This window comes from Azospirillum ramasamyi (assembly GCF_003233655.1).
In the GTDB taxonomy this organism is placed as follows: Bacteria; Pseudomonadota; Alphaproteobacteria; order Azospirillales; family Azospirillaceae; genus Azospirillum; species Azospirillum ramasamyi.
The window spans coordinates 1,923,393-1,947,863 of sequence record NZ_CP029829.1; the positions used below are offsets into that span (position 1 = coordinate 1,923,393).

Here is a 24,471-nt window from a genome sequence, read left to right on the forward strand (position 1 = left end):
CGGTGCCGCGATGACCGACCGTTCCCCCACCCTGTCGATCGAATCTCCGGCCGCGCGCCGGGTGCCGGCCGCGGTGTTCGGCGGCGCGCGCGAGTTCCATTTCGAACGGCATCACTTCGACCTGATCGCCGGACTGCTCTACCAGCTGGCCGGCATCGCACTGGCCCCGCACAAGGCGGAGATGGTCTATGCCCGGCTGGCGCGCCGCCTGCGCGAACTGCGGCTGCCCGATTTCGATACCTATTGCACCCTGCTGCAAGGCGACGGCGGGGCAGGCGAAATCGGCTTCCTCGTCAATGCGCTGACCACCAACCTGACCAGCTTCTACCGCGAATCGCATCACTTCGACTTCCTCGCCTCCACCGTCCTGCCGGAGGCGCGGACGCGCAATGCCGACGCCGCCCGCCCGCGGCTGCGGCTGTGGTCGGCCGGCTGCTCGTCGGGGCCGGAGCCCTACACCATGGCGATGGTGCTGGTCTCGACCATGGGCGCGGACCTGCGCCGCTGGGACGCCCGCATCCTCGCCACCGACATCGACACCCACATGGTCGAAACGGCGAGACGGGGCATCTATCCGCTGTCGGGCGCCACCGGCATTCCGCCCGCCATCCGCCAGCGCTTCACCCACGACACCCGGCTGAACGGTGAGCCGGCGGTGGAGATGGGCGAGGATCTCAAACGGCTCGTGACCGTCAAACCTCTGAACCTGCTCGAACATTGGCCGATGTCCGGCCCGTTCGATGCGATATTTTGCCGCAACGTCCTGATCTATTTCGACCGCCGCGGCCGCACGCAGGTGATAGAAAACTTCGGCCGGATGCTCCGTCCCGGCGGGTATCTGTTCCTCGGCCACTCGGAGAGCCTGTATGGCGTGTCGAACCTGTTCCGGCAGGCCGGCCCAACGATCTACCGGCGGGAGTGAGCGATGAGCGCCTCCACCCTCCCCCATCGGGCGTCCGGCCCGGCGGCACCGGCGCGGCGGCTGGGCAGCGGCCGCTATTTCAATCATGAATTCAAGACGGAGACGATCAAGATCGCGCTGGGCCAGCAGGCGGTGAGCGACCGGGGCGACCTGATGATCGCCACCACGCTCGGCTCCTGCGTGGCGGCCTGCATCCACGATCCGGTGCGAGGGATCGGCGGCATGAACCATTTCATGCTGCCCGACCTGCCGGCCAGCGAGCTGGAGGGGGCCGGGGCCGCCGCGCGCTACGGCTCCGTCGCGATGGAACTGCTGATCAACGCCCTGCTCGCCGCCGGGGCCGACCGCAGGCGGCTGCAGGTCAAGCTGTTCGGCGGCGCCAGCGTCATCGACTCGAGCTACGACATCGGCGGGCTGAACAGCCGCTTCGCCCTGGACTATGTGCGGGCGGAAGGGCTGACGCTGGCCGGACATGACCTGGGCGGCGGCTCCGCGCGGCGCCTGCATTACTTCCCGCACAGCGGCCGCGCCCTGCGCCGCCTGCTGCGGCCGGAGGCGGCGGCCGACACCGTCACCCGCGAACGGTCCTTCATCACCCATCTCGCCCGCACCCCGGTGGAGGGCGAGGTGGAGCTGTTCGGACCCGCCGATGCGGGAGGGAACTGACCCATGCCCAGACCGATCCGCGTCGTCATCGTCGACGACAGCGCCCTGATGCGCGAGATGCTGAAGGACATCCTGACCCGCGAGCCGGGGATGGAGGTCGCCGGCCTCGCCCGCGACGCCTTCGAGGCCCGCGACGTCATCAAGGCCACCAACCCCGACGTCATCACGCTGGACGTCGAGATGCCGAAGATGGACGGCCTGTCCTTCCTGGAAAAGATCATGACCCTGCGGCCGACGCCGGTGATCATGGTCTCCTCCCTCACGCGCGAGGGCTCCGACGCCGCCATCCGCGCGCTGGAACTGGGGGCGGTCGACTGCGTCGCCAAGCCCGGCGGCTCCGAAGGCCACGGATTCGAGGCGACGGCGATGGAGCTTGTCTCGAAGATCCGCATCGCCGCCACCGCCCGGCTGGCCATGCGCCGGCCGGCTGCCGTCCATGGCGTCCTGCCGACGCCGCGCCGCGCCGGATCGGGCAAGCGGCTGATCGCCGTCGGCGCCTCGACCGGCGGGGTGGAGCGCATCCGCGACCTTCTGGCCGCCATGCCGGCCGACTGCCCGCCCATCGTCATCACCCAGCATATGGGCCCCAGCTACGTGCCCAGCTTCGCCGTCCGGCTCGACCGGCTGTCGGCGCCCACGGTGCGGGTGGCCGTCCATGGCGACCGGCCGGCCCAGGGGCTGGTGCTGATCGCCCCCGGCGACCGCCATCTCGCCGTCGCCCGCGACACCGCAGGCTTCGTCTGCCACATCCAGGACACGCCGCCGGTCAGCGGCCATCGTCCTTCGGTGGACGTTCTGTTCGCCTCCGTCGCCAAGGCGGCCGGCGCCAATGCGGTCGGCGTGATCCTGTCCGGCATGGGCCGCGACGGCGCCATCGGCATGAAGGCCATGCACGAGGCCGGCGCCTTCACCATCGGCGAACAGGAATCGAGCTGCGTCGTCTACGGAATGCCGCGCGCCGCCAAGGAGGCCGGTGCGGTCGCGGTCGAACTTCCGCTCACCCATATTCCCGCCGAAATGCTGCGTGCCTTCGACGCTGTCGGCGAGCGCCCCCGCACCGCCTGACCACGGCGGACAGCAGGGTCGAGTTTCCAAGGAGCACCAGCATGTCTATCCCCGCCTCCGTCAGAGATGCCGTCACGTTCGCCGCTGGAGACGCCGCCGCCGGAGACGCCTCCCCCCCGGCCGGCCGGCCGGCGGAGGGCGAGGCCAAGGTCGCGGTCACGGCAGAGCTTCTGTCGACCTGGCTCGGCTTCGCCGACGTGCAGCGCCGCACGCTGGACATCGTCCAGAGCGAGCTGACGCGCACGTCTGACCATGTGGAGGCCTCCACCCTCGACCTGTCCGAACGCTTCCGCGAACTGGCCCAGAAGGCTCTGGAGCAGTCGGAGCGGGTGGAGCAGATCGTCGCCATGGCCGGATCGGTGGACATCGACGGCGAACGGGTGCCGCTCGACACGCTGGTCATCGGCATGCAGGACATGATCACCGACATGGTGACCAACATCGTCACCCTGTCGCGCCATGCCATGAGCATGGTCTATCTGCTGGACGACGTTCAGAAGGACGTGGCCGAGCTGGAGAAATCGATCGGCGACATCGACGGCATCAACCGCCAGACCAACTTCCTGGCGCTGAACGCCACCATCGAGGCCAGCCGCGCCGGCGAGGCCGGGCGCACCTTCGCCGTGGTGGCGCAGGAGGTGCGGCACCTCTCCCGCACCACCGGCGAACTGGCGGACCGCATGCGCAACAAGGTCGGCGCGGTGGTCAAGGGCGTGCGCGACGGCCACGACATCCTGCGCCAGATCGCCAACACCGACATGTCGCCGCAGATGCTGGCGAAGGAGCGCGTCGACAAGACGATGGACAGCCTGGTGTCGCAGACCACCCATTTCCAGGCGGTGCTGGAAACGGCGGCGTCGGTGTCGACCGACATGTCCGCCACAATCGCCCATGTCATCACCGGCATGCAGTTCCAGGATCTGACCAAGCAGCGGATCGAGGCGATCAACGACAGCCTCGCCATCATGAGCGCCGGGCTGGGCGAGCTTGAGACCCGCATCCGTGTCCAGGTGCCGCCCGGCATCGGCGCGTGGGAGCCGGAGGAATGGCTGAACCAGTTGATGGGCCGCTTCACCCTGAGCGAGATGCGCGAGCGTTTCGTACGCAAGCTGCTGCTGGAGGGCACCGCGCTGGACGAGAACGGCGCGCTCGACCTCGATGTCGGGGGGGGCAGCGATTCCGGTGGCGACATTGAACTTTTCTAGCGCGGGACAACCGGCGCTCCTACAGTGCATCACCTTTCCTGAAAGACGACATCATGGACTACGGTATCGAACTGCGCGACCAGGAGGCGGTGGTCCGCCTTCGCGGCCGTCTGACCTTCAACGACCACGCGAAGCTGCGCACCCTGATCGGCGAGATGGAACAGAACAAGGCCCGGCGCCAGGTGCTTGACCTGTCTTCGCTGGAATTCGTCGACTCCGCCGGCATCGGCATGCTGCTGATCGCGCGGGAGGAAATGGACCGCGCCGACAAGCAGTTCGTCCTGCGCGCCGCCGCCGGGCAGGTGAAGCGGGTGCTGACCGTGGCGCAGATCGCCAAGATCGTCCAGATCGAGGACTGACCTGCTTGACCGACGGGGACACCCTTCCCAGCGGCGCGGACACCGGGCTCCGCACGCGCTTCTCCGGGCTCGTCGCGCCGGGGCTGCCGCCCGACCGCCGCGACCGGCTGGCGCGGGCGCTGGGCCTGAATCCGGCGGACGAGCTGGCGGACGAACCGGCGGATGGGCCGGCCGGTTCCGAAGCGCTGGCGCTGCTCCTGACGGACGGCCGCGCGGCTGAGAAGGAATCGCTGTGGCTGCCCCCGGTCGCCGCCTGGGTCGAGCCGGCATCCGGCGACGAGAATGGCGACGGCGCGGCCGCATGGCTGGCCGAGGCGTCCCGCACCGACCTGTACGTCAACCTGACCACCGCGACCGCACACGACCTGCAGCTGGGCGCTCGCCTGCTGGCCGCCATCGGCGCCCGCCACCCGCTTCCCGGGCACCGCCGCGACGATATCGAACTGGCCCTGCATGAGGCGGTCAGCAACGCGCTGGTGCACGGCAATCTCGGCATCGGCGGCATGACGGAGCTGAGCGCGCGGGAGCTGGAACGCTTCTCCCGCGACCTGTGCGACGGGCTCGCCGACCCGGTGCTCTCCGCCCGTCGGATCGTCATCGCCATACGCATCGATCCGCCGCAAAGCTCCCAGGCAGGGCTTGGAGCCGGGCCGGAACCAGCCGGGGGCCGGCCGGACGAGGCGCAGGAGCATGGCCGGGCGTTGGCGACGGTCGAGATCACCGACCAGGGCGCCGGCTTCGTACCGTGCAGGCTGGAGCGGGCCGGCGCCTCCGGCCGCGGCCTCGACCTGATCGGCAGCATCGCCGAAGGTCTGGAGATCGAGGATGGCGGCCGGCGCATCCGCCTGAGGTTCCGGCTGTGACCATGACCGGGCAGGACATCTCCGGCCACGGCCGTCCGCAAAGCCTCGAAGGCCGCTATCCGAACCTTCAGGTCTCCGATACCCAGATCCTGGATTGCCCGATCCTGGTGGTGGACGACACCGCCTTCAACCGCACCTTGATCGGCGATTTCCTGGCCGTGGCGGGGTTCCGCAAGGTTTCCTTCGCCACCAACGGGATGGAGGCGCTGGCGATGATCGAGGCCGGCATTCCCGACCTGCTGATCCTCGACATCATGATGCCGGGAATCGACGGCTACGAGGTCTGCCGCCGCCTGCGCGCCGTGCCGGCAACGGCGGACCTGCCGATCCTGGTGCAGACCGCCCTGTCGTCGGTCGAGGACCGCAACCGGGCCTTCGCCGCCGGCACCACCGACCTCGTGACGAAGCCGCTCGAACAGACGGAGCTGCTGGCCCGCGTCCGCATCCATCTGGAAGACCGCGTGCTGATCCGCCGGCTGCAAAGCTACCGCGCGCGGGTGGAGGCGGAACTGTCCATCGCCCGCTCGATGCAGGAGCATCTGCTGCCGACGCCGGCGCAATGCACCGCCGCCGCCGCCGCGGCCGGCTGCACGCTGCGCGCCCACAGCGTGATCTCGCCCACTCTCGGCGGCGATCTCTGGGGGCTGCTGCCTCTCCCCGGCCCGCGCTTCGGCGTCTATCTGCTGAACGTCGCCGGCCAGGGCGTGGCGGCGACGCTGAACGCCTTCCGCCTGCACACCCTTCTGCAGGAGCTGGGCCCCCTCCACGGCGAGGATCCCGCCGCCCTGCTGAGCGCCCTGAACGACCGCGCCGCCGGACTGCTGGCAGCGGGGGAGACGGCGACCATGACCTATGGCGTGGTCGATGGCGGGCTCGGGCGCTTCACCCACGCCTCCGCCGAGGGGGCTCCGCCGATGATCCTGCGCGGCGACGGCGGATCGGATCGCGGCGGTGCGACCGGGCCGGCGATCGGCATCGCTCCCGGCGCCCGCTATCGCGCCGAGGTCATGGAGTTGCTGCCGGGTGCCGTGCTGGCGCTGTGCTCCGCCGCGATGCTGGAGGCGCCGGGCGCCGGCGGGAGCGGGCTGGGCGGGATGATCGCCCGCGCGGTGGCGGACGGCGATGGCTTCGAGGCCGTCCTGCGCTCGCTCGGCATTGGCATTGCGCTGGAACAGGCCGGAGGCGACGAGCACACGCTGCTGTGGATCGGGCGGGGGGCAAGGTGAATACCGGCATGGTGAATACCGGGAACATGGTGACAGCCGGCCCGCTTGCCGGGGGACGCGACTCCGCGGACGGATTGGCCGGCGCCCGCGTGCTGGTCGTCGACGACAACCGGATCAACCGCCATCTCCTGCTGGCCCTGCTGGAGCGCGGCGGCATCACCATGGTCGAACAGGCGGAGGATGGGCAGGAGGCGCTGGCCCTGATGGAGCGCTTCAAGCCGGATCTCGTCCTGCTCGACCTGATGATGCCGCAGTTGGACGGGTTCGAGATGTGCCGGCTGCTGCGCGCCGACCCGCAATGGAAATCGCTGCCGGTGCTGGTGCAGTCCAGCCTGAACCGGGTCGAGGATCGTGCCCGCGCCTTCCGCGCCGGGGCGACCGATTACGTCACCAAGCCGCTCAACGCGGTGGAGCTGCTGGCCCGCGTCCGCATCCACCTGCGCAAACGCGCCATGCTGCGCGACCTGGAGCAGTATCACAGCCGGACGGAGAGCGAGCTGGCGCTCGCCCGCGCCATGCAAATCCGGCTGCTGCCCGGTCCCGACCGGCTGGCGGAATTGCAGGAGGCGACCGGCATCGCCATCGACGCCCATTTCGCCCCCTCGTCCGAGTTGGGCGGCGATTTCTGGGGCATCGACCGGCTGCCTTGCGGCCGGGTCGCCGTCTATATGGTCGATTTCTCCGGCCATGGCGTGGGGGCGGCGCTGAACACCTTCCGGCTGGACGCCATCTGCCGCCAGATCGGCAGCACGGAGCTGACCCCTGCCGAATTCCTGGCCGCGATAAACCGCCGGCTGTGCGGCCTGCTTCCCTCCGGCCAGTTCGCCACGATGCTGACCGGCCTGATCGACCCGGTGGCGGGAGTGTTCGATTACGCCTCGGCCGGATCGACGACGCCGATGATGTGGCTGCCCGGCGACGAGGCGCCGCGGCTGGGCGACGGCAGCGGCCTGCCGCTCGGCCTGCTGGCGTCCGCCACCTACGACAGCCGGCAGCTGCCGATGCCGCCGGGGGCACGGCTGTTCCTCTACTCCGACGCGGCGATCGAGATTCCGCTCGGAACGGACGGTCATGAGGTGCTGGACGAACCGGGTCTCGCCGCCCTGCTTGCCCGCCGCCTGCACGAACCCGACGGCGCCCGCCTGCTCGACGGCCTGCTGAGCGATCTGTACGCCACCGGTCCCGTCGACGACGACCTGACGGCGCTTCTGGTGTCCCGGCGGAGGTGATCGCCGGGTCCAAAGCGGATTGCAATCCGCTTTGGACCGCGACGGCGGTCCCGGCCGCTCATGCGGCCGAAGCCCGACCGGCGAATGAGGTCATGTGAATCCAAAGCGAATGCAAATTCGCTTTAGGGGGCCGACGCCGCATTCGAAAACATCCGCCAAAAGCAAAAAGGCCGCCCCCGAGGGAGCGGCCTTTCGCGTTCGGCGGGAGCCGACCGATCAGCGCGAGTAGAACTCGATGACCAGGTTCGGTTCCATCTGGACCGGGTACGGAACGTCGGCCAGCAGCGGGGCGCGGACGAAGCGGCCCTTCAGCGCGCTGCTGTCGACTTCCAGATAGTCGGGGATGTCACGCTCGCCGGAAGCGGCGGCTTCCAGGATCAGCGCCATCTGCTTGGACTTGGCGCGCACCTCGACGGTGTCGTTGTCCTTGATGCGGGCCGACGCGATGTTCAGGCGGCGGCCGTTGACCAGGATGTGGCCGTGGTTGATCAGCTGGCGCGCGGCGAACGGGGTCGGCGCGAACTTCATGCGGTAGACCACGGCGTCCAGACGGCGCTCCAGCAGGCCGACCAGGTTCTCGCCGGTGTCGCCCTTGCGGCGGACGGCCTCGGCATAGATGCGGCGGAACTGCTTCTCGCCGATGTTGCCGTAGTAGCCCTTCAGCTTCTGCTTGGCCATCAGCTGCAGACCGTAGTCCGACGGCTTCTTGCGGCGCTGGCCATGCTGGCCCGGGCCATACTCGCGCTTGTTCAGCGGGCTCTTGGCACGGCCCCACAGGTTGACGCCAAGGCGGCGGTCGATCTTGTACTTGGACTCTTGACGCTTGCTCATAACTCTCAACGCCTCGTTGGACACGAGTTGATGTTGTCCCGGTAGTTCCGACCGCCTTTTCAGGCGGCGGACGGGGCGCCAAAGATTGCGCGCGCCCGCTTTCCCAGGAGGTGAAGGCGCGCACAATAGCCATTGGCGTGCTGGAGTCAAGTCCGACGCTCCGGACCCCGCCGCCGATCGGGAGCCCCTTGCGCTTCCCCGCGCTTTGCGCTCCCCTTTCGCGCACCGCAAGCGGCAGGCAGGAATAGCGCGATGGAACGGGTTGAGTGCGTGGTCGTCGGGGCGGGAGTGGTCGGTCTGGCGGTGGCGCGCCGGCTGGCGCGGGCCGGACGCGAGGTGATCGTGCTGGAGGCGGCGGACGCAATCGGCACCGGCACCAGTTCGCGCAACTCCGAAGTCATCCATGCCGGCATCTATTACCCCACCGGCAGCCTGCGCGCCCGGCTGTGCGTGCCCGGCCGCGACGCTCTCTATGACTACTGCGCCACCCATGGCGTGGAGCATCGCCGCATCGGCAAGCTGATCGTCGCGACGGAAGAAGGCCAACTGCCGAAGCTGGCGGCGATCCGCGCCCAGGCCGCCGCCAACGGCGTCGCCGACCTGACGGAGATCGACGCCGCCACGGCGATGCGGTGGGAACCGAACCTGCGCACCGTCGGCGCCCTGCTGTCGCCCTCCACCGGCATCATCGACAGCCATGGGCTGATGCTGGCCCTGCTGGGCGACGCCGAGGATGCCGGAGCGATGCTGGCCCTGCAGAGTCCGCTGCTGCGCTCCCACCGCAGCGCCGGCGGGTTCGAGCTGGAGGTCGGCGGGGCGGAGCCGATGCGGCTGGCCTGCTCCACCCTGGTCAACGCCGCCGGGCTGGGCGCCTGGGCGGTCGCCCGCGGGCTGGAGGGGCTCGATGCCGCGCATGTGCCGCCGCGGGTGCTGGCAAAGGGCAACTACTATGCGCTGGCCGCCGGCCGGTCCCCCTTCTCCCGGCTGGTCTATCCGGTGCCGGTGGAGGGCGGGCTGGGCGTCCACCTGACGCTGGACCTCGCCGGACAGGCCCGCTTCGGCCCCGACGTGGAGTGGCTGGGCGACGTCGCAAACACCTTGGAGGACCCCATCGACTACGCCGTCGATCCGGTCCGCGCCGATTCCTTCTACGGTGCGGTGCGCGCCTATTGGCCGGGGCTGCCCGACCACGCGCTGGTGCCGGCCTATTCGGGCGTGCGGCCCAAGCTGAGCGGGCCGGGGCAGCCGCAAGCCGACTTCCTGATCCAGGGGCCGGGCAGCCATGGGGTGGAGGGGCTGGTCAACCTGTTCGGCATCGAATCGCCGGGCCTGACTTCCTGCCTCGCCATCGCCGACGCGGTGGCGGCGGAGTTCGGCGAGGTTCCCGAGATCATTGGAGGTGGTTGGGGCTCAAAGGGTTCTTGACCGGGACCTGGGCTCTCCCAATCTATAGGCTTGATGGCGCCGGCATTCGCTGGGCCACCGATCCGCCGGGCGCCGGAAACGGGCCCATGTTCCGCAACTCGCTCCTGTCGTGAGGAGGATGCGTCGTGACGACTCGCCTTTCGCTCTTCAACAGCCCGCTGCTTCTCGGCTTCGATCAGTTCGAGCGGACGCTCGACCGCATCGCCAAGAATTCGGCCGAAGGCTATCCCCCCTACAACATCGAGCAGATCGGCGACGACGGCCTGCGGATCACCCTTGCCGTGGCCGGCTTCACCTCCGACGACCTGTCTGTCCAGATCGAGGACAACCAGCTCGTCATCCGCGGCCGCCAGTCCGACGACAAGTCGCGCGTCTACCTGCATCGCGGCATCGCCGCCCGGCAGTTCCAGCGCAGCTTCGTCCTGGCCGAAGGGATCGAGGTGGTGGGTTGCTCGCTCGACAACGGGCTGCTCAACATCGACCTGACCCGGCCGATGCCGGAACCGAAGGTCCGCACCATCAAGATCGAGCAGCCAAAGAAATCCGCCGGCGCTGCCATGCCGCGCACCATCGACGTGTCCGCCGACGGCAACGGCGACTGATCCGGCCGCCTCTCCTGATCCGCCCATCCGCCTTCCCGACACTCTGCACGCGCGGCCGCCCATGACGGGGAGCCGCCGGGAGATCACGATCATGATGAACGATACGCACAGCCAGCTGCGCCAGCTGTCGACCCGGGATTTCGCCAGCTTCGGCCTGGGCGAAGTCGCCTATGTCCGCCCGGTGGAGCTCAATGGCACCGCCGCCTTCGCGATCCACGCCGCCGACGGCACGCCGCTGAGCGTCGTCGGCGACCGCGAACTGGCCTTCGCCGCCATCGTGCAGAACGACATGGAGCCGGTCAGCGTCCACTGATTGCCCGCCCTCCCGCGCGCGCAGGCGATCCGGTCGGGCGCGCGCAGGCCGGACGTGCCGCGCCGGACCTGCCGCGCCGGACCTGCCGCGCCGGACCTGCCGCGCCGGACCTGCCGCATCGTGGCGAATCTCGATCCTTGTCAGCCCTGCCTCCTGTTGTAATGTGCGCTCTGCAATACTCACGGGCGCAAAACGCAAGAAGGCATCGGGGGACGGTCGGTTGGACGGCGGGGCGAGCGATACGGCGGTGGACGCGAAGGCCGCGGCCGATACGGAAAAGCGGAAGGCGTGGGACGACGAGGCCCGCGATTCCCTGCACATCCTGCCCTTGTCGTCGATCCCGCTGGACACCCCCGGCCTGCAGCATGCCCGGCTGATCAAGAACGTCCGGCTGCAGACGGTGGTGGAGATGTTCCGCGACGCCCAGACCGGCAGCGGCCAGGTGACCGCCCGCCATCTGCCAGCCTATTTCGAATCCTACAAGGACGAGATCGAACGCGATCTGGTGAAGCTGGAGAAGATCGGCGCCGCCTCCAGCTTCGACGTCTATTCCTCGCGCATCGAGCTGCGGCGGCTGAACATCGACGTCAACAACGTCGAATCACTGACCCTGTCGGACCGCAAGAAGGCGGAACTGACCAACTACATGCGGGTCTTCACCCGGCCGCTGATGGAATACGTCTACGGCACGGAGGAACTCCAGGTCGCGGACGTGACCGACATCATCCAGCTGTTCGCCAATCCCAACCGGGAGGAGGCGCTGCGCAATCTGCGCATGATGGCCGACCGGCTGGACATCGGCCTGAACGAGATCCCGCAGTTCCTGGAGGAATACGGCGACATCTTCCTGTCGCTGGCCTATTTCCGCAAATGCCTGGACGAGATCGTGCCGGAGGTGCAGCGCTTCGTCACCTGGATGGAGGAGATCCGCAGTTCCGCCGAGGTGAAGCGCGATCCGCGCCAGATGAGGCTGCTGGACGAGATCGCCCGCGACCTGACCGACATCGCCACCTCCATCACCGGCCGGTTCGAGAGCTTCGACAACCGGTCCAAGGATTTCTGGAGCGACATCAACGCCGACACCTTCCGCACCATCCGCGAGCTGATCTCGTCCCACCACGTCACCATCGGCGGCGTGCTGTGCGGTCTGGCGGTGAAGATGAACCTGTGGAAGCACCGCTTCGCCCGCGGCGGCGGCGGTCCGAACCGGCGCCTGGAGTTCGTGAAGTCGGAGATCCTGCCCGGCCTCTCCCATATCAAGGCGCTGGAACAGTCGGCGCGGACGGGGCACCTGTAGGCGGTGGGGGGCATCGGATCGGACAAGGGCCTGGAGTTCGCGCCCTGGAGTTTCATGCCTTTGATATGAAACGCACGAAACTCTAATCTATCGAGAGAATTGTCGCCACCGCCCGGTTGTCCAGCAGGATCGTTGCGATCAGCGTGAGGATCGGCACCAGGAAAAGCAGCCCGATGACGCAGCGTACGATCAGATCGGTGCGGCGGGCGGAGCGGCAGAGCGGACACTCGTCGGGACCATGCCCGTAATCGGAGCCGCAATAGGGACAGGCAGTGGTGTCAACCATGGCGATCGGGCTTTCGGAACGGGCCGGCGGCCGTGAATTGCTGCCGTCATTTTGAACCGACGAGACACCCGAACGTCATGAATTCACTGTCATCTTGCCGTCTTCGCCCAATTTGTGGCCGAACTGCCTCTCAGGCCGCCCTGTCCATCGGCACCATCCCGGCGACGACGCGGCGGAACTGACCGGCAAAGCGCTCACGGCCGGCAGCGTCCAGGGCGAAGGTGACATGCAGGCGGCCACCATCACCGCCACCGCCGCTGCCGTCTGTCGCGCGCACCGTGGCGGGTACCGGCTCCATCCCCGGCAACGCCACGCTCAGCGCCGTCCCCTGCCCCAGACCGGCCCAGCACTCCTGCGGCAGGCCGCTGAGCTGCGCGCCGCCCTCGGACGCATTGTCGACCGTAACCGGCACCTCGCGCCCGCCGATGGTCAGCCGGCCCGGCCGGTTCAGCGGAAAGCGCGGGGCGGCCCGGCGATTCACCTCCGGCGTGGCGGTGCGGATCGCCTCGATCAGGACGCGGCGCAGCTGGTCGATGCTGGACGCCACGCGGGTGGACAGGACGTTGACCTCGCTGGCGCGCTCGCCGGTGGCCGTCGCCTCCTGCGAGACGGCGGCGATGCGGGTCGCCACCTCCTGCGCCGCGTTGGAGGTCTGGGCGACGTTGCGGGCGATCTCGCCGGTTGCCGCCTCCTGCTCCTCGATGGCGGCGGCGACGGTGGCCGACACCGATTCCACCCCACGCACCCGGTCGGCGATGGCGCGCACCGCGCTGACGGCCTCGGCGGTGGTGGCTTGGATGGCCGCGATCTGGCTTTCGATCTCGTCGGTCGCCCGCGCGGTCTGGCCGGCCAGCTGCTTCACCTCGCTGGCGACCACCGCGAATCCCTTGCCGGCCTCCCCTGCCCGCGCCGCTTCGATGGTGGCGTTCAGCGCCAGCAGGTTGGTCTGGCCGGCGACGTCGTTGATGAGGTCGGTCACCTCCCCGATGCGGGTCACGGCCTCGGCAAGGCGCTGGATGGTTTCCTCCGCCCGGGCCGAGGCGCCGACCGCCTCGCCGGTCATGGCGGTGGCGGTGCCGATCTGGGCCGCGATCTCCCGGATGGAGGCGCTGAGCTGCTCCGACGCCGCCGCGACGGTCTGGGCGTTCGACAGCGCCTGGGTCGCGGCGGCGGCGACATTCTGGCTGTTGTCGCTGACCGCGCGGGCGGATTCGGCCATGCGGGTGGCGTTGCCGGCCATCTGGCCGGTCTGGCTGGCGACCACATCGACGGCATTGGACGCTTCCGTCTCCACCGTCTCGGCCATGCGCAGCAGGGCGGCCTGCTTTTCCCGCTCGGACCGTTCCCGCTCCTCCTCGCGCAGGCGGCGCAGCCGCTCGGCCTCCTCCGCATTCTCCTTGAAGACGCGCAGGGCCCCGGCCATCGCGCCGATCTCGTCGCCGCGGTCGGCGCCGGGGATGGCGACGCCGAGATCGCCTTGGGCCAGGCTGCGCATGGCGGCGGTCAGTTCGCCCACCGGCCGTACCACCCGGCGCCGGATGCCCAGCACGCCCAGCACCACCACCGCCAGCACCAGGGCGGATACGCCCCAGACCGCATTCATGAACAGGTTTTCACGTCCGGCGGCATAGACTTCCGTCTCATTGTTGTAGCGGGTGGTGTCCGCCACGATGCGGTCGACGACGGCGCGGTGGGCCGCATAGGCCTCGGCGATGACCGCGTAGGAGGCGCGGGCAACGGCCTCGTCCTTGCGGATCAGGGCCGGCAGGAACCTGGTTTCCACTTCGGTCCAGAAGCGCATGACCGGCACATGCGATGCCTTGGTCAACTGGTCGACGAGCGACGGTTCGAACTCTTCCTTCAACCAGAATTCATGCCGGTCGTCGTAATCCTTACGCAGTTGGGCCAGACGCGCCCGCCGCTGCTCCGCCGAAGCCGGGTCGTTCATCGCCAGCGTGGCTTCCAGATAGGCCTCGATCACATATTCCGGCGGCGGCAGGATGTCGGCGATCAGATCCTTGCCCAGCACGATGCGGTGGTAGATCGGGCCGCCCACCTTCAGCTCGCGGATCGCCAGCGCACCCGTCAGGACGACTGCCAGGAACCCGAGCGTGACCACCACGCCGAACAGGTTGGTGAGCGCGGCAATCCTGAGATTCTTCAACATGATGCGCCCCCTGCGCAAAGACGACGGCAGAGGGTTGCTTCTCAGATCGAAGGATAGGTGACAAGCGAAAAACCTGCTTGCTTGCCATGGCAAAGAGAAACGATGTTTCCTTAGGCGCTTTGCGCACGGAATGCGCAGTGCTTGCGCAAAGCTCGACCAAAGTACCGGAAACGAAACCTCGCCGAAGTCATGTAAGCACCAAAGTTCCGATCCAGCCGACCACGACGAGAATCACCAGCATCACCAGCAGGGTGACGATCACCGCATTGCTGCGTCGAATCGAACGGCAGCGCGGGCAGCTCTCTTCGCTGGCCGAATAGGCATGGTTGCAGCGGTCGCAGCGGACGGTCTTTTCGGTTCCGGTCTGGTCCGTCATCGGCGGGTTCCATGGTGTCGCAGCCTGTGAGGCCGCATGGATAGCACGGCCGACGGGGCGCCGCAGCGGTGAACACATCCCCATGGGCGCCGTTATCGACGGGACGGAATGTCGCAGCGACGGGACGCGCCCCCTCAGTCCGTTGCCGTCAGTCCGCGGCGGAGGACTCCACCGGCGGCACGCGCAGTTCGGTCGCCTGCAGGCGGCGCGGGCTGTGGTCCAGGGGTTCCAGCAGCGGCATCTCCGATCCCTCCGGTGCGGCATGCAGGTCGCGGAACCGGCGCGCGCTGACCAGAACCCGCGATTCCAGCGTGCCGACCGCGCTGTTGTAGCAGCCGACCGCCTTGTCCAGCTGCCCGCCCAGCTTCTCCATATGGCCGCCCAGATCGGACAGGCGCTTGTACAGTTCCGCCCCCAGCGCGCTGATCTCGCGGGCATTGTCGGCCAGCCGCTCCTGCCGCCAGCCATAGGCGACGGCGCGCAGCAGCGCGATCAGCGTGGTCGGGGTGGCCAGGATGACGCGATGGTCGATGCCGGCCTCGATCAGCGCCGGATCCTGCTCCAGCGCCGCGGAGAAGAAGTTCTCGCCGGGCAGGAACAGCACGACGAATTCCGGGCTGTCGTCGAACTGGTCCCAATAGCCCTTGGTGCCCAGCTGCTTCATATGCTCGCGCACATGGCGGGCATGGCGGACCATGCCGTCCCGCCGCGCCCCGTCCTCGGCCGCCTGGACGCCGTCCAGATAGCCTTCCAGCGGGGTCTTGGCATCGACAACGATGGTCTTGCCGCCGGGCAGCGTGACGATCAGGTCGGGGCGCAGCCGGCCGCCGTCGACCGACACCTGCTCCACGAAGTCGCAATGGTCGAGCATCCCCGCCATCTCGCAGACCCGGCGCAGCTGGATTTCGCCCCAGCGCCCGCGCGCCGCCGGGGTGCGCAGCGCCCGGACGAGGTTGCCGGTCTCCGCCCGCAGCTGGCTCTGGGTTTCCACCAGCGACAGCACCTGCTGCTTCAGCCCCTCATAGGCGCCGGCGCGGCTGCTTTCCAGGTCGCGGATCTGACGGTCCATGGCCTCCAGAGACTGGCGCACCGGATCGACGATGGCGGCGATGGCGGTCTGGCGCTTGTCCAGGTCGCCCTTCGCCTGCTCCTGGAAGCCGGCCAGCGTCTCCCGCGCCAGATCGAGGAAGCTGCGGTTGTTCTGGTGCAGCGCCTCCGCCGACAGGGCCTTGAAGCTGTCGGCCAGCGCCGACTGGGCGCGCTCCAGCAGGGCCATCTTCTCCGCCGCCGCGGTGCGTTCGGCCTCCAGCCGCGTCGACAGCTGGGCATGGCGTTCGCGGGCGTCGGCGATCTCGCCATGCAGGCGGGCGATCTGGTGGTCGCGCGCCTCGATCTCCTCGCGCAGGTCGTCCTCGGTCCGTTCGGCGAGGTCGAGGCGGGTGGCGAACTCCGCATGCAGGGCGGCAGCCGCGGCCTCCGCCCGGCCGGCGGCGGCGCGCAGCACCGCCCAGGCGATGGCGGCGCCCAGCAGCAGGCCCGCCGCCAGCCCGATCGCCAGCGACATCCCGTCCACCGCTATCCCGTTCACCACGAACTGCGTCACCCCCGCACCCCCACCCTGCCCCACAGCCGAAACGGGCACAGCCTATCGGAACGAAACACGAATTGGAACAGGGCGCGAACAGACAGGGTGCCGCAACCTTGCCCAGGGGCACGATCCAGCCCGCGCTTTCCCCGCTTGCCCAACCAGGGCCGCGGCGCCATATCGGAGGCCATGCCAGACGACACGACTCCCGACAGCAGATCCCCCGATTGCGGCCCCGGCTGCGGCCCCGGCTGCGGCCCCGGCTGCGGCCCCGGCTGCGGTGGTCCCCGCGTCCGCGCCGTTCCGCCCGGCGAGGACCGCGAGCGGCTGATGTGCCCGGATTGCGGCTACATCGCCTACCAGAATCCGCTGATCGTCGTCGGTGCGGTGGCGACCTGGGAGGATGGCCGCATTCTGCTGTGCCGCCGCGCCATTGAACCGCGCAAGGGATTCTGGACCCTGCCCGCCGGCTTCATGGAGGAGCGCGAGAGCACCCGCGAGGGCGCGGCCCGCGAAGCCTGGGAGGAGGCGCGCGCGCGCATCGAAATCGACCATCTTCTGGCGATCTACGACATTCCGCGCATCAGCCAGGTGCAGATGATCTTCCGCGCCCGCCTGCTGTCCCCGGACGTGGAACCCGGACCCGAAAGCCTGGAGGTCGGGCTGTTCGCCTGGGACGAGATCCCCTGGGGCGAACTTGCCTTTCCCACCGTCGTCTGGGCGCTGCGCGAGCACCGCGACAGGCTTGGCCGCAGCGACTGCGCCCCCGCGCTCAACCCCACCCCGGACGCGCTCGCCCGCTGGGACCGGATGCTGTGAGGAGCGTTGTCTAGCGTTTCTCCGCCGGGAATTTCGCCACCAGCTCCCGCTCCGCTCCGTCGCGCCGGATGGTCAGCGGCAGCCAGGTGCCGGGCGCCTGACGGCGGATGACGGCGACCAGATCGGCCGGCGCCCTCACCGGGCTTCCCGCGGCGATCAGGATGCGGTCGCCGGTGCGCAGGCCGGCCGCCGCGGCGACGCTGCCGTCGCTGACCGATCCCACCGTGATGCCGTCCGGGCCGGGGGCGAGCTGCACGCCCAGCCGCGGCCGCTGCGGTTCGGCATCCTCGCGGGCCGGTCCCAGCCCGAAGACCGCATCGGCGATGCGACCGTCCAGCTCGCCGCAGTCGCGGTCGGCATCCCAGGGCAGCAGCACGGCGGCATCGGCGATGCCGAGGTCGGCCAGCTGGTGCGGGACGCCGTCGCGGTAGAGGGTATGGCCCTGCCCGAGAATGGCGACGACGGCGCGGCCGGTGGTGCGGCGGGTCTCCGCGATCTTCTCCGCCATCGCGCGGTCCCAGACGCTTTGCGCCTCGATGAAGCGCCTGGCCGCGTCGGTGGGGGCGGCGGCCTTCGACTCGGAGCGGTCATGCGCCGCCAGCGTTTCGCTCAGGCGCTTGCGGTAGGTCTCCGTCGGGGCGGCGGGGTCGCCGACGCCCTCGCGCTCCGCCTCAGGAATGGCGGCCCAGCCGTTGCGGGCGGTGCGGCTGATCAGCGAGCGTTCCACATTCAGCGCCACCACCGGCAGCCGGTGCAGGCGGGCGAATTGCAGGATCGGCAGGTAGAAGGCCGGGTCGAAGCCCCAGACCGTGCGCCAGTCCGTCTCCCTCAGGAACTCGCCTTCCGTCAGTTCCCCCGCCACCCAGCGGTCGAGCACCGGCTGCAGCCGGCGCGGCAGCATCTCCATCCCGACCGCAAGATCGGGGTTCAGCGCATGCAGGGCGGCCAGGGTGTGGAGCTGCCAACGGTGGTGGTCGGCCTTGTCATGCTGCTCCCCCAGCAGGACGGCCGGAGCCTCGGCGAGCCGGCGCAGCAGTGGAGCCGGTTCCACCGCCGTCCCGGTGCCGTCGGCCCACACCCCCGGCGGCACGCAGCCGATGCGCGCGGCATCCTCCGCCCGGACGCCGGATGCGGCGGCAAGGGTCAGCGCCGCGAAGACCAGCGGGGCAAGGAGAAAGGGACGGGCCAAGGGAGAAGGGATGGGACGGAAAATCTGGCGCAAGGTCGGCTCCGTCGGCGCGGGGATTGCGCCAAGGTTGGGACTGCCGGACGCAAGGTCAATGGCGAAGGCCACCGATCGCGTCGTTCGGCCGCGCCGAAGTTCCGCGGCGGATGACAGCCGCAGCATCGCCGGGTAGGATCGGCGCCGGCGGTGGACATGCGGCGGATGGAGGCTTTCCGCGCCGGCATCCGCAATCCCCCGAGGCCAGTCCCAGGGCGTCCGCTCTCCCCGCCCGACCGCAATCACTCATGAAGCGCACCGCCGCCATGCCGCACCGCAAGACCGTCATTCTCACCGGCGCCAGCCGGGGTATCGGACACGCCACCGTCACCCGGTTCAGCAATGAAGGCTGGCGCGTGATCTCCTGCTCGCGGGAGGAAGTGCCGGAGCATTGCCGGCGCGATCCCAACTGGACCCACCACATCCCGGCCGACCTGTCCGACCCCGCCAGCCGCGCCGCCTTCGTGGAGGAGGCGAACAAGGCGCTGGACGGCGCTCCCCTGCATGCCCTGATCAACAACGCCGGCATCTCGCCCAAGACCCCGATCAAGGAGCGGCTGGGCTGCCTGAACGGCCCCATCGAGGGCTGGCATCGGGTGTTCGAGCTGAACTTCTTCGCGGCGCTGGTGCTGGCGCGCGGCTTCGCCGCTCCGCTGTCGAAGGCGAAGGGGGCGATCGTCAACGTCACCTCCATCGCCGGCCATTCGGTGCATCCCTTCGCCGGCTCCGCCTATTCCACCTCCAAGGCGGCGCTGTCGGGCCTGACCCGCGAGATGGCGGTGGAGTTCGCGGAGATCGGCGTCCGCGTCAACGCCGTCGCCCCCGGCGAGATCGAAACGGCGATGACCGGCCCGGAATACGACGTGCTGATCCCGCGCATCCCGCTGAAGCGCATGGGAACGCCGGAGGACGTCGCCGCGGTGATCTTCTATCTCTGCGGCCCGGATTCGGCCTATGTGACGGGAACGGAAACCTTCATCACCGGCGGGCAGCACCTGTTCTGAGAAAGGCACAGCGCGGCCAAACGGGCCCCCCTCCCAACCTCCCCCGCCCAGCGGGGGAGGTTGGGAGGGGGCAACCGCAGCCGCCCCCTCCCGGAACTTCCTACTTCCCCGCCCGCCAGGCGATCAGCCGCCGCGCCGCCTCGGCGATGGTCGCCTCCGATCCGGCGAAGCTGAAGCGCAGGAAACGCCGGCCGCGGGCGGTGTCGAAATCGATGCCGGGGGTGCAGGCGATGCCCGTTTCCTCCAGAATCTGCTTCGCCAGCGCCTCGCTGTCGTCGGTCATGTCGGACACGTCGGCGTAGATGAAGAAGGCGCCGTCGGCCGGGGCCATCCGGGTGAAGCCGGCCTTCGGCAGCTCCTCCAGCAGAACCGCGCGGTTGCGGGCATAGCGGGCGACGTGGCCGTCCAGCTCCTCGGTGCAGTCGAAGGCGGCGACCGCCGAAAGCTGGCTCAAGGTAGGCGCCGAAATGAACAGGTTCTGCGCCAGACATTCGACCGAACGGGCCAGGTCGTCGGGCACGATCATCCAGCCCAGCCGCCAGCCGGTCATCGAGAAATATTTGGAGAAGCTGTTGACCACCAGAGCCTGCTCGTTCACCCCGGCCGCGGTGACCGCGTCGGTGCCATAGGTCAGCCCGTGGTAGATCTCGTCCGACACCAAGCGCACGCCGTTGGCGCGGCACCAGTCGGACAGTGCCGTCAGCTCCTCCCGGCTCAGCATCGTGCCGGTCGGGTTGGCGGGGCTGGCGACGATCAGGCCCTGCACCGGCTCGTCCAGCGCCTCCAGCAGTTCGACCGTCGGCTGGAAACGATGCTCCGGCCCGGTCGGCAGTTCCACCGGGATGACGCCGGCCGCGGTCAGGGTGTGGCGGTAGGCCGGGTAGCTGGGCGACGCCATCGCCACCCGGTCGCCCGGATCGAAGGCGGCGAGGAAGCCCAGCTGGAAGGCGCCCGACGACCCGGTGGTGACGACCACCCGCCGCTCCGGCACATCGACGCCGTACCGGTCCTTGTACCACTTGGCAATGGCCGCGCGCAGCGGCGGGATGCCCAGAGCGCCGGTGTAGCCCAGAGGATCGCTGCCCGTCAGGACGGTGGCGGCGGTCTGCACCACCCCCTTCGGCGCACCGCTGGAGGGCTGCCCCACCTCCATGTGCAGAACCTCCAGCCCGGCGGCCTCGCGCTCCGCCGCGGCATGCATCACTTCCATCACGAAGAAGGGCGGGATCGCGCCCCGCTTTGAAACCTTGGGCTGCTTGCTCATGATCGTCCGTCTCAAACCTTGTTCGCGGGATCAGTCCCGCTTGCGCTCGCTTTCGACCGTCAGCGCCAGACTGCCGGCGCGCGGGTCGGTCGCCGTCTGGCAATAGCGGATTCCGTCCTCCGGCGACACCCGGCAGCCGACAAAGCTGACCCGCCCGGGGATGGATTGCGGGCGCGCGGCCTGAATCTGCGGCGCGGTCGACTTGTCCTCCAACCCCGCCGGCAGCGCCACCGACAGCAGGGCGGCCGGGCCGGCGGCGGGACCGTCGCTGCCCCCGGCGGTACCGACACCGGCGAACAGGGTGCGGCCGATGATGGAGTTGGCGATCAGGGCCGGCGCGCCGAAGCCGCCGCGATCGACCCCCTGGGCCACCAGCATGCCGGTGCCGGGAATGCCGCGGCCGGTGCCGAAGGGCGCGCCCTGGGTGAAGGCGCAGGCGGCGCCGTTCTCGTCCGGATCGATCACCACCACCCCGGCGCCGGCCGCGGTGGCGCCGGCACCGGTGGCGCCCAGCAGCTGGGCGGCGCGGGTCGCCCGCTCGGCCGGCGGCAGGGCGGCCACCGCCTTCCAGGCCTGGATCAGGGCGGCGCCCGAGTCCGGCTCGGCCGTGTCGGCCACATGCAGGTCGCTGATGTCGAAGGGCACCGTCAGCGTGGCGCCGACGCGCGGCTGGTAGGCGCGCAGCTGCGCCGGGTCCAGCCCCGTGCCCTGGGCGACCGTCGCGGCGAGCGGCCCGGCATAGAAGGCGCCAACGCCCTGACGGCGCAGGACCGACAGGGTCGCGGCCAATTCCGGCTGCCCGGCGACCGTGCCGACCGCCGGAGTGCCGGCGCCCAGCAGGCGGCGGCCGGCATCGGAATCGGCGGCCAGACGCCCGCCGAACGCGCTCAGATCCTGCACCAGCGCACGGCTGAGGCCGGGAGAGAACTGGGCCAGCTGTTCCGCCGGGGCGACCACCTGCTCCCACCGCAGCGCGCCGGCCGTGGCCTGGACGGCATAGAGGCCGCGGGCCATGGCCGGCATGCCGACGCCGCCGGCACCGGCCGGGCGCGGCAGGAAGTCGATGGTACGCGCCGTCTTCGAAGCGGCGTCGAACAGCACGCAGACGCCGCCGCCGGCCAGCCCGACGCGCGACGGCAGGCTGGCGGTCATCGCCAGCGCCATCGCCGCCACCGCGTCGCCGGCCTTGCCGCCCTGGGCGATGATGTCCCGGCCGACGCCGGCGGCATAGGGTTCGTCGGCGATGACGAAGCTCTGCACCGTCGCGTCGGTCTTGAACTTCGTGTTGACGCAGCCGGTCAGCAGTGATGCAGCTATGGCAACCGCGCCCAACCGTCGCCAGATTCGCAAGCGAGTGTGTCGAAGACCGGAGTTCCGCCGGTTCCGCGCGGGGGTCCGCTGTCCATAGCCGGAGGTCGTCACGGTGCGCAAGCCCAGCAGGCTGGTTTCGGTCGTCGCCATCATGTCCATGTGTCTGATGTCGCTGGTGTGGGAAGCGCCACCGGCAAGCGCGCAGCGCCGCTCGGACATACAGATCCTGGGCGACGCCGAGACGGACCATATCATCCGAAAGATGGCCCGGCCAATCTTCCAGGCGGCCGGCATCGACCCCGACTCGGTGCAGATCCTCCTGGTCAACGATCCGTCGGTCAACGCCTTCGTCGCCGGCGGGCAGAACATCTTCCTGCATACCGGGCTGCTGCTGGCGGTGGATGATGCCAATCAGCTGCTGGGCGTCATCGCGCACGAGACCGGCCACATTTCCGGCGGCCATCTGGTGCGCGGGGCGGAGGCGATGGACAACGCCTTCCTGTCCTCGCTGCTCGGCATGGGGCTGGGCGTCATCGGCGGTCTCGCCTCGGGCAACGCGGGGGCGGGCGCCGCGGGCGTCATGCTGGGCCAGCATCTGGCGGAACGGAATTTCCTGTCCTTCTCCCGCACGCAGGAGGCGTCGGCCGATCAGGCAGGCCTGTCCTTCCTGGAACAGTCGGGCATCTCGGCCAAGGGGATGGAGACCTTCCTGGAGAAGCTGGGCGTCGGCGAGCCGCTGATGAACGACCGCGACGCCGGCTATCGCCTGACCCACCCGCTGACGCGCGAGCGCCTCGAAGCGGTGCGGGCCTTCGTCGCCCGGTCCCGCCATGCCGACGACCGGCTGCCGGCGGCGACGGACGCCGACCTGCGGCGGATCCAGGCCAAGCTGTACGGCTATCTCGATCCGCGCGGCGCGCTCCAGCGCTACAAGGCGAACGATCCGTCGCCGGCCGCCCGCTATGGCCGCGCCTATGCCTATTTCCGCCAGGGCGACGTCAGGCAGGCGACACCGCTGGTCGACGGTCTGATCGCGGAGGAGCCGAGAAACCCCTTCCTGCACGAGATGAAGGGCGACCTGATGCTGCAGACCGGCCGCGCCCCGGATGCGGTCGCCCCCTATCGCAAGGCGATCGAGCTGGCCGGCTCCGAGGCCGGAACGATCCGCGTCTCCCTCGCCCACGCCCTGCTGGAACAGCGCGATCCGCGGCTGGCCGACGAGGCGCTGAAGAACCTGCAGATCGCGGCGAAGGGCAAGGCCCAGTCCGCCTTCCTGTGGCGGTTGACCGCCCAGGCCTGGAGCATGAAGAAGAACGACGGCATGGTCGCCTACGCCACCGCCGAGGAGGCCCTGGCGAGAGGCGACATGCCGATGGCCAAGGCACAGGCGGAACGGGCGGAAAAGCTGCTGCCCGCCGGATCGCCGGGCTGGCTGCGCGCCCAGGACATCCGCGGCCAGACCGGCGGCGACGCGCGCTGATCGGGCCGGGGCGGCTATGGGCGGGAAAGTCGCCGGGAGAGCGTCCGCGCGCCGCCCGATCACGCAACCGTGACACCGGGGGTCAGGCCCGGGCGAGCGCTTTGCACTTGTCCGGGCCGGTTTGTCGGTCCAGTGTGGGCGGCCTCAGGCCCAATGTCCCCAGCGTTTCGGAGACCGCCCACCATGCGTCCCGCCCTGCCGTCCCTGCGTTCCGCCCTGCTGGCCCTGCCCATCGCGGCGCTGGCGCTGTCCGCCGCCGCTCCGGCCCATGCGCAATCGGCGAGCTTCGACGGCAACCAGAAGGCCGCCATCGAGAAGATCGTCCGCGATTACCTGATGGAGCATCCCGAGGTCATCCTGCAGGCCGTCGACGCCATGCAGGAGCGCCAGAAGGCGGCGGAGGCCGAACAGGCCCGCATGGCGCTGATCGAGAACAAGCAGGAACTGACCCGCAACCCCGCCGACCCGGTCGCCGGCAACCCGCAGGGCGACGTGACGGTGGTGGAGTTCTTCGACTACCAGTGCGGCTACTGCAAGGCCGTGCATGCCGATACCCTGGCGCTGGTCAAGGGCGATCCCAAGCTGCGCCTCGTCCTGAAGGAATTCCCGATCCTGGGGCCGGCGTCGCTGCTCGCCTCCAAGGCCGCCCTCGCCTCCCGCTCCCAGGGCAAGTACATGGAGCTGCACAATGCCCTGATGTCCCATCGCGGCCAGCTGGACGAGGCGGTGATCATGCGGCTTGCCAAGTCGGTCGGGCTCGACACAGACCGGCTGAAGAAGGACATGGAATCGCCGGACGTGCTGACGGCGATCGCCGCCAACCAGTCGCTGGCCGAGAAGCTGAACATCCGCGGCACCCCGGCCTTCGTCTTCGGCGACGAGCTGGTGCCCGGCGCCATCAAGCTGGACGACATGAAGCGGCTGACCGACGCCGCCCGGTCCAAGGGCTGAGGC

General features: G+C 69.6%; 24 protein-coding genes. 16 read left to right on the plus strand and 8 right to left on the minus strand.

Annotated features, from left to right (window positions below; all coding sequences use genetic code 11):
* Nucleotides 1-10 precede the first annotated feature (10 nt).
* From DM194_RS08995 to DM194_RS09030, 8 genes are read left to right on the plus strand one after another with little or no spacing between them, the layout of a single operon-like run.
* Nucleotides 11-922: a CheR family methyltransferase gene (locus tag DM194_RS08995; RefSeq protein WP_111067003.1), complete on the plus strand. Its 912-nt coding sequence runs from the start codon at nucleotides 11-13 to the stop codon at nucleotides 920-922.
* Between the two features lie 3 nt (nucleotides 923-925).
* A complete protein-coding gene (locus DM194_RS09000) occupies nucleotides 926-1,588 on the plus strand; it encodes a chemotaxis protein (protein WP_111067004.1) in 663 nt (220 codons plus the stop codon).
* Between the two features lie 3 nt (nucleotides 1,589-1,591).
* A complete protein-coding gene (locus DM194_RS09005; protein ID WP_111067005.1) occupies nucleotides 1,592-2,653 on the plus strand; it encodes a protein-glutamate methylesterase/protein-glutamine glutaminase in 1,062 nt (353 codons plus the stop codon).
* A 41-nt stretch (nucleotides 2,654-2,694) separates the two neighbouring features.
* Complete coding sequence (locus DM194_RS09010; protein ID WP_111067006.1) at nucleotides 2,695-3,858, plus strand: methyl-accepting chemotaxis protein; 1,164 nt, start codon at nucleotides 2,695-2,697, stop codon at nucleotides 3,856-3,858.
* 53 nt (nucleotides 3,859-3,911) lie between these two features.
* Nucleotides 3,912-4,217, plus strand: a complete 306-nt coding sequence (locus tag DM194_RS09015) for an STAS domain-containing protein (RefSeq protein ID WP_111067007.1) — start codon at nucleotides 3,912-3,914, stop codon at nucleotides 4,215-4,217.
* Between the two features lie 5 nt (nucleotides 4,218-4,222).
* Nucleotides 4,223-5,080: an ATP-binding protein gene (locus tag DM194_RS09020; protein ID WP_111067008.1), complete on the plus strand. Its 858-nt coding sequence runs from the start codon at nucleotides 4,223-4,225 to the stop codon at nucleotides 5,078-5,080.
* A gap of 2 nt (nucleotides 5,081-5,082) precedes the next feature.
* Complete coding sequence (locus tag DM194_RS09025; RefSeq protein WP_111067009.1) at nucleotides 5,083-6,306, plus strand: fused response regulator/phosphatase; 1,224 nt, start codon at nucleotides 5,083-5,085, stop codon at nucleotides 6,304-6,306.
* A gap of 8 nt (nucleotides 6,307-6,314) precedes the next feature.
* Nucleotides 6,315-7,535 carry a PP2C family protein-serine/threonine phosphatase gene (locus DM194_RS09030; protein WP_246024161.1) on the plus strand — a complete coding sequence of 407 codons (1,221 nt, stop codon included), beginning with the start codon at nucleotides 6,315-6,317 and terminating at the stop codon, nucleotides 7,533-7,535.
* A 216-nt stretch (nucleotides 7,536-7,751) separates the two neighbouring features.
* Here DM194_RS09030 and rpsD read toward each other — a convergent pair whose 3' ends face one another.
* On the minus strand, nucleotides 7,752-8,366 hold the full coding sequence (rpsD, locus tag DM194_RS09035; RefSeq protein WP_111067010.1) for a 30S ribosomal protein S4: 615 nt from the start codon (nucleotides 8,364-8,366) through the stop codon (nucleotides 7,752-7,754).
* Nucleotides 8,367-8,618: 252 nt separating this feature from the next.
* Here rpsD and DM194_RS09040 point away from each other — a divergent pair, with 252 nt between their 5' ends.
* From DM194_RS09040 to DM194_RS09055, 4 genes are all read left to right on the plus strand, one after another.
* Nucleotides 8,619-9,791 (plus strand): NAD(P)/FAD-dependent oxidoreductase, encoded by a 1,173-nt coding sequence (locus tag DM194_RS09040; protein WP_111067011.1) that lies wholly within the window; start codon nucleotides 8,619-8,621, stop codon nucleotides 9,789-9,791.
* Between the two features lie 125 nt (nucleotides 9,792-9,916).
* Nucleotides 9,917-10,393 (plus strand): Hsp20 family protein, encoded by a 477-nt coding sequence (locus tag DM194_RS09045; RefSeq protein ID WP_111067012.1) that lies wholly within the window; start codon nucleotides 9,917-9,919, stop codon nucleotides 10,391-10,393.
* A 91-nt stretch (nucleotides 10,394-10,484) separates the two neighbouring features.
* Complete coding sequence (locus tag DM194_RS09050; RefSeq protein WP_111067864.1) at nucleotides 10,485-10,706, plus strand: DUF1150 family protein; 222 nt, start codon at nucleotides 10,485-10,487, stop codon at nucleotides 10,704-10,706.
* 247 nt (nucleotides 10,707-10,953) lie between these two features.
* Entirely contained in the window at nucleotides 10,954-12,003 is a 1,050-nt protein-coding gene (locus DM194_RS09055; protein WP_246024162.1) for a hypothetical protein, read from the plus strand.
* A gap of 82 nt (nucleotides 12,004-12,085) precedes the next feature.
* Here the strand turns inward: DM194_RS09055 and DM194_RS09060 are convergent, their stop codons facing one another.
* The 4 genes from DM194_RS09060 to DM194_RS09075 form a co-directional block, all read right to left on the minus strand.
* Nucleotides 12,086-12,289 (minus strand): hypothetical protein, encoded by a 204-nt coding sequence (locus tag DM194_RS09060; RefSeq protein ID WP_111067014.1) that lies wholly within the window; start codon nucleotides 12,287-12,289, stop codon nucleotides 12,086-12,088.
* Between the two features lie 130 nt (nucleotides 12,290-12,419).
* Nucleotides 12,420-14,456: a methyl-accepting chemotaxis protein gene (locus DM194_RS09065; protein ID WP_111067015.1), complete on the minus strand. Its 2,037-nt coding sequence runs from the start codon at nucleotides 14,454-14,456 to the stop codon at nucleotides 12,420-12,422.
* Nucleotides 14,457-14,643: 187 nt separating this feature from the next.
* A complete protein-coding gene (locus DM194_RS09070) occupies nucleotides 14,644-14,832 on the minus strand; it encodes a hypothetical protein (RefSeq protein ID WP_111067016.1) in 189 nt (62 codons plus the stop codon).
* A gap of 148 nt (nucleotides 14,833-14,980) precedes the next feature.
* Nucleotides 14,981-16,435, minus strand: coding sequence for a DNA recombination protein RmuC (locus DM194_RS09075; protein WP_246024163.1), 1,455 nt, complete (start codon nucleotides 16,433-16,435; stop codon nucleotides 14,981-14,983).
* A gap of 171 nt (nucleotides 16,436-16,606) precedes the next feature.
* Between DM194_RS09075 and DM194_RS09080 the strand changes: the two genes are divergently transcribed.
* Entirely contained in the window at nucleotides 16,607-17,236 is a 630-nt protein-coding gene (locus DM194_RS09080) for an NUDIX hydrolase (RefSeq protein ID WP_111067018.1), read from the plus strand.
* A gap of 10 nt (nucleotides 17,237-17,246) precedes the next feature.
* Here DM194_RS09080 and DM194_RS09085 read toward each other — a convergent pair whose 3' ends face one another.
* Complete coding sequence (locus DM194_RS09085; RefSeq protein WP_246024164.1) at nucleotides 17,247-18,458, minus strand: ChaN family lipoprotein; 1,212 nt, start codon at nucleotides 18,456-18,458, stop codon at nucleotides 17,247-17,249.
* 266 nt (nucleotides 18,459-18,724) lie between these two features.
* On the opposite strand from DM194_RS09085, the gene DM194_RS09090 reads away from it, so the two are divergent.
* The gene (locus DM194_RS09090; RefSeq protein ID WP_111067868.1) at nucleotides 18,725-19,462 is read left to right on the plus strand and encodes an SDR family NAD(P)-dependent oxidoreductase; all 738 of its coding nucleotides are present in this window, start codon (nucleotides 18,725-18,727) and stop codon (nucleotides 19,460-19,462) included.
* Nucleotides 19,463-19,562: 100 nt separating this feature from the next.
* On the opposite strand, the gene DM194_RS09095 is transcribed toward DM194_RS09090, so the two are convergent.
* Both DM194_RS09095 and DM194_RS09100 read right to left on the minus strand, forming a co-directional pair.
* The gene (locus DM194_RS09095) at nucleotides 19,563-20,726 is read right to left on the minus strand and encodes a pyridoxal phosphate-dependent aminotransferase (protein WP_111067019.1); all 1,164 of its coding nucleotides are present in this window, start codon (nucleotides 20,724-20,726) and stop codon (nucleotides 19,563-19,565) included.
* A 30-nt stretch (nucleotides 20,727-20,756) separates the two neighbouring features.
* The gene (locus DM194_RS09100; RefSeq protein WP_111067020.1) at nucleotides 20,757-22,058 is read right to left on the minus strand and encodes a gamma-glutamyltransferase; all 1,302 of its coding nucleotides are present in this window, start codon (nucleotides 22,056-22,058) and stop codon (nucleotides 20,757-20,759) included.
* A gap of 91 nt (nucleotides 22,059-22,149) precedes the next feature.
* Between DM194_RS09100 and DM194_RS09105 the strand changes: the two genes are divergently transcribed.
* Entirely contained in the window at nucleotides 22,150-23,517 is a 1,368-nt protein-coding gene (locus tag DM194_RS09105) for a M48 family metalloprotease (RefSeq protein WP_111067021.1), read from the plus strand.
* Nucleotides 23,518-23,700: 183 nt separating this feature from the next.
* Nucleotides 23,701-24,468, plus strand: coding sequence for a DsbA family protein (locus DM194_RS09110; RefSeq protein WP_111067022.1), 768 nt, complete (start codon nucleotides 23,701-23,703; stop codon nucleotides 24,466-24,468).
* The last annotated feature ends 3 nt before the right edge of the window (nucleotides 24,469-24,471 follow it).

Bases quoted from the DNA above. Each gene is read 5' to 3' on its own strand.
- DM194_RS08995 (WP_111067003.1), top strand. From the start codon at position 11: ATGACCGACCGTTCCCCCACCCTGTCGATCGAATCTCCGGCCGCGCGC.
- DM194_RS09000 (WP_111067004.1), top strand. From the start codon at position 926: ATGAGCGCCTCCACCCTCCCCCATCGGGCGTCCGGCCCGGCGGCACCG.
- DM194_RS09005 (WP_111067005.1), top strand. From the start codon at position 1,592: ATGCCCAGACCGATCCGCGTCGTCATCGTCGACGACAGCGCCCTGATG.
- DM194_RS09010 (WP_111067006.1), top strand. From the start codon at position 2,695: ATGTCTATCCCCGCCTCCGTCAGAGATGCCGTCACGTTCGCCGCTGGA.
- DM194_RS09015 (WP_111067007.1), top strand. From the start codon at position 3,912: ATGGACTACGGTATCGAACTGCGCGACCAGGAGGCGGTGGTCCGCCTT.
- DM194_RS09025 (WP_111067009.1), top strand. From the start codon at position 5,083: ATGACCGGGCAGGACATCTCCGGCCACGGCCGTCCGCAAAGCCTCGAA.
- DM194_RS09030 (WP_246024161.1), top strand. From the start codon at position 6,315: ATGGTGAATACCGGGAACATGGTGACAGCCGGCCCGCTTGCCGGGGGA.
- rpsD (WP_111067010.1), bottom strand. From the start codon at position 8,366: ATGAGCAAGCGTCAAGAGTCCAAGTACAAGATCGACCGCCGCCTTGGC.
- DM194_RS09040 (WP_111067011.1), top strand. From the start codon at position 8,619: ATGGAACGGGTTGAGTGCGTGGTCGTCGGGGCGGGAGTGGTCGGTCTG.
- DM194_RS09050 (WP_111067864.1), top strand. From the start codon at position 10,485: ATGATGAACGATACGCACAGCCAGCTGCGCCAGCTGTCGACCCGGGAT.
- DM194_RS09060 (WP_111067014.1), bottom strand. From the start codon at position 12,289: ATGGTTGACACCACTGCCTGTCCCTATTGCGGCTCCGATTACGGGCAT.
- DM194_RS09065 (WP_111067015.1), bottom strand. From the start codon at position 14,456: ATGTTGAAGAATCTCAGGATTGCCGCGCTCACCAACCTGTTCGGCGTG.
- DM194_RS09070 (WP_111067016.1), bottom strand. From the start codon at position 14,832: ATGACGGACCAGACCGGAACCGAAAAGACCGTCCGCTGCGACCGCTGC.
- DM194_RS09080 (WP_111067018.1), top strand. From the start codon at position 16,607: ATGCCAGACGACACGACTCCCGACAGCAGATCCCCCGATTGCGGCCCC.
- DM194_RS09090 (WP_111067868.1), top strand. From the start codon at position 18,725: ATGCCGCACCGCAAGACCGTCATTCTCACCGGCGCCAGCCGGGGTATC.
- DM194_RS09095 (WP_111067019.1), bottom strand. From the start codon at position 20,726: ATGAGCAAGCAGCCCAAGGTTTCAAAGCGGGGCGCGATCCCGCCCTTC.
- DM194_RS09110 (WP_111067022.1), top strand. From the start codon at position 23,701: ATGCGTCCCGCCCTGCCGTCCCTGCGTTCCGCCCTGCTGGCCCTGCCC.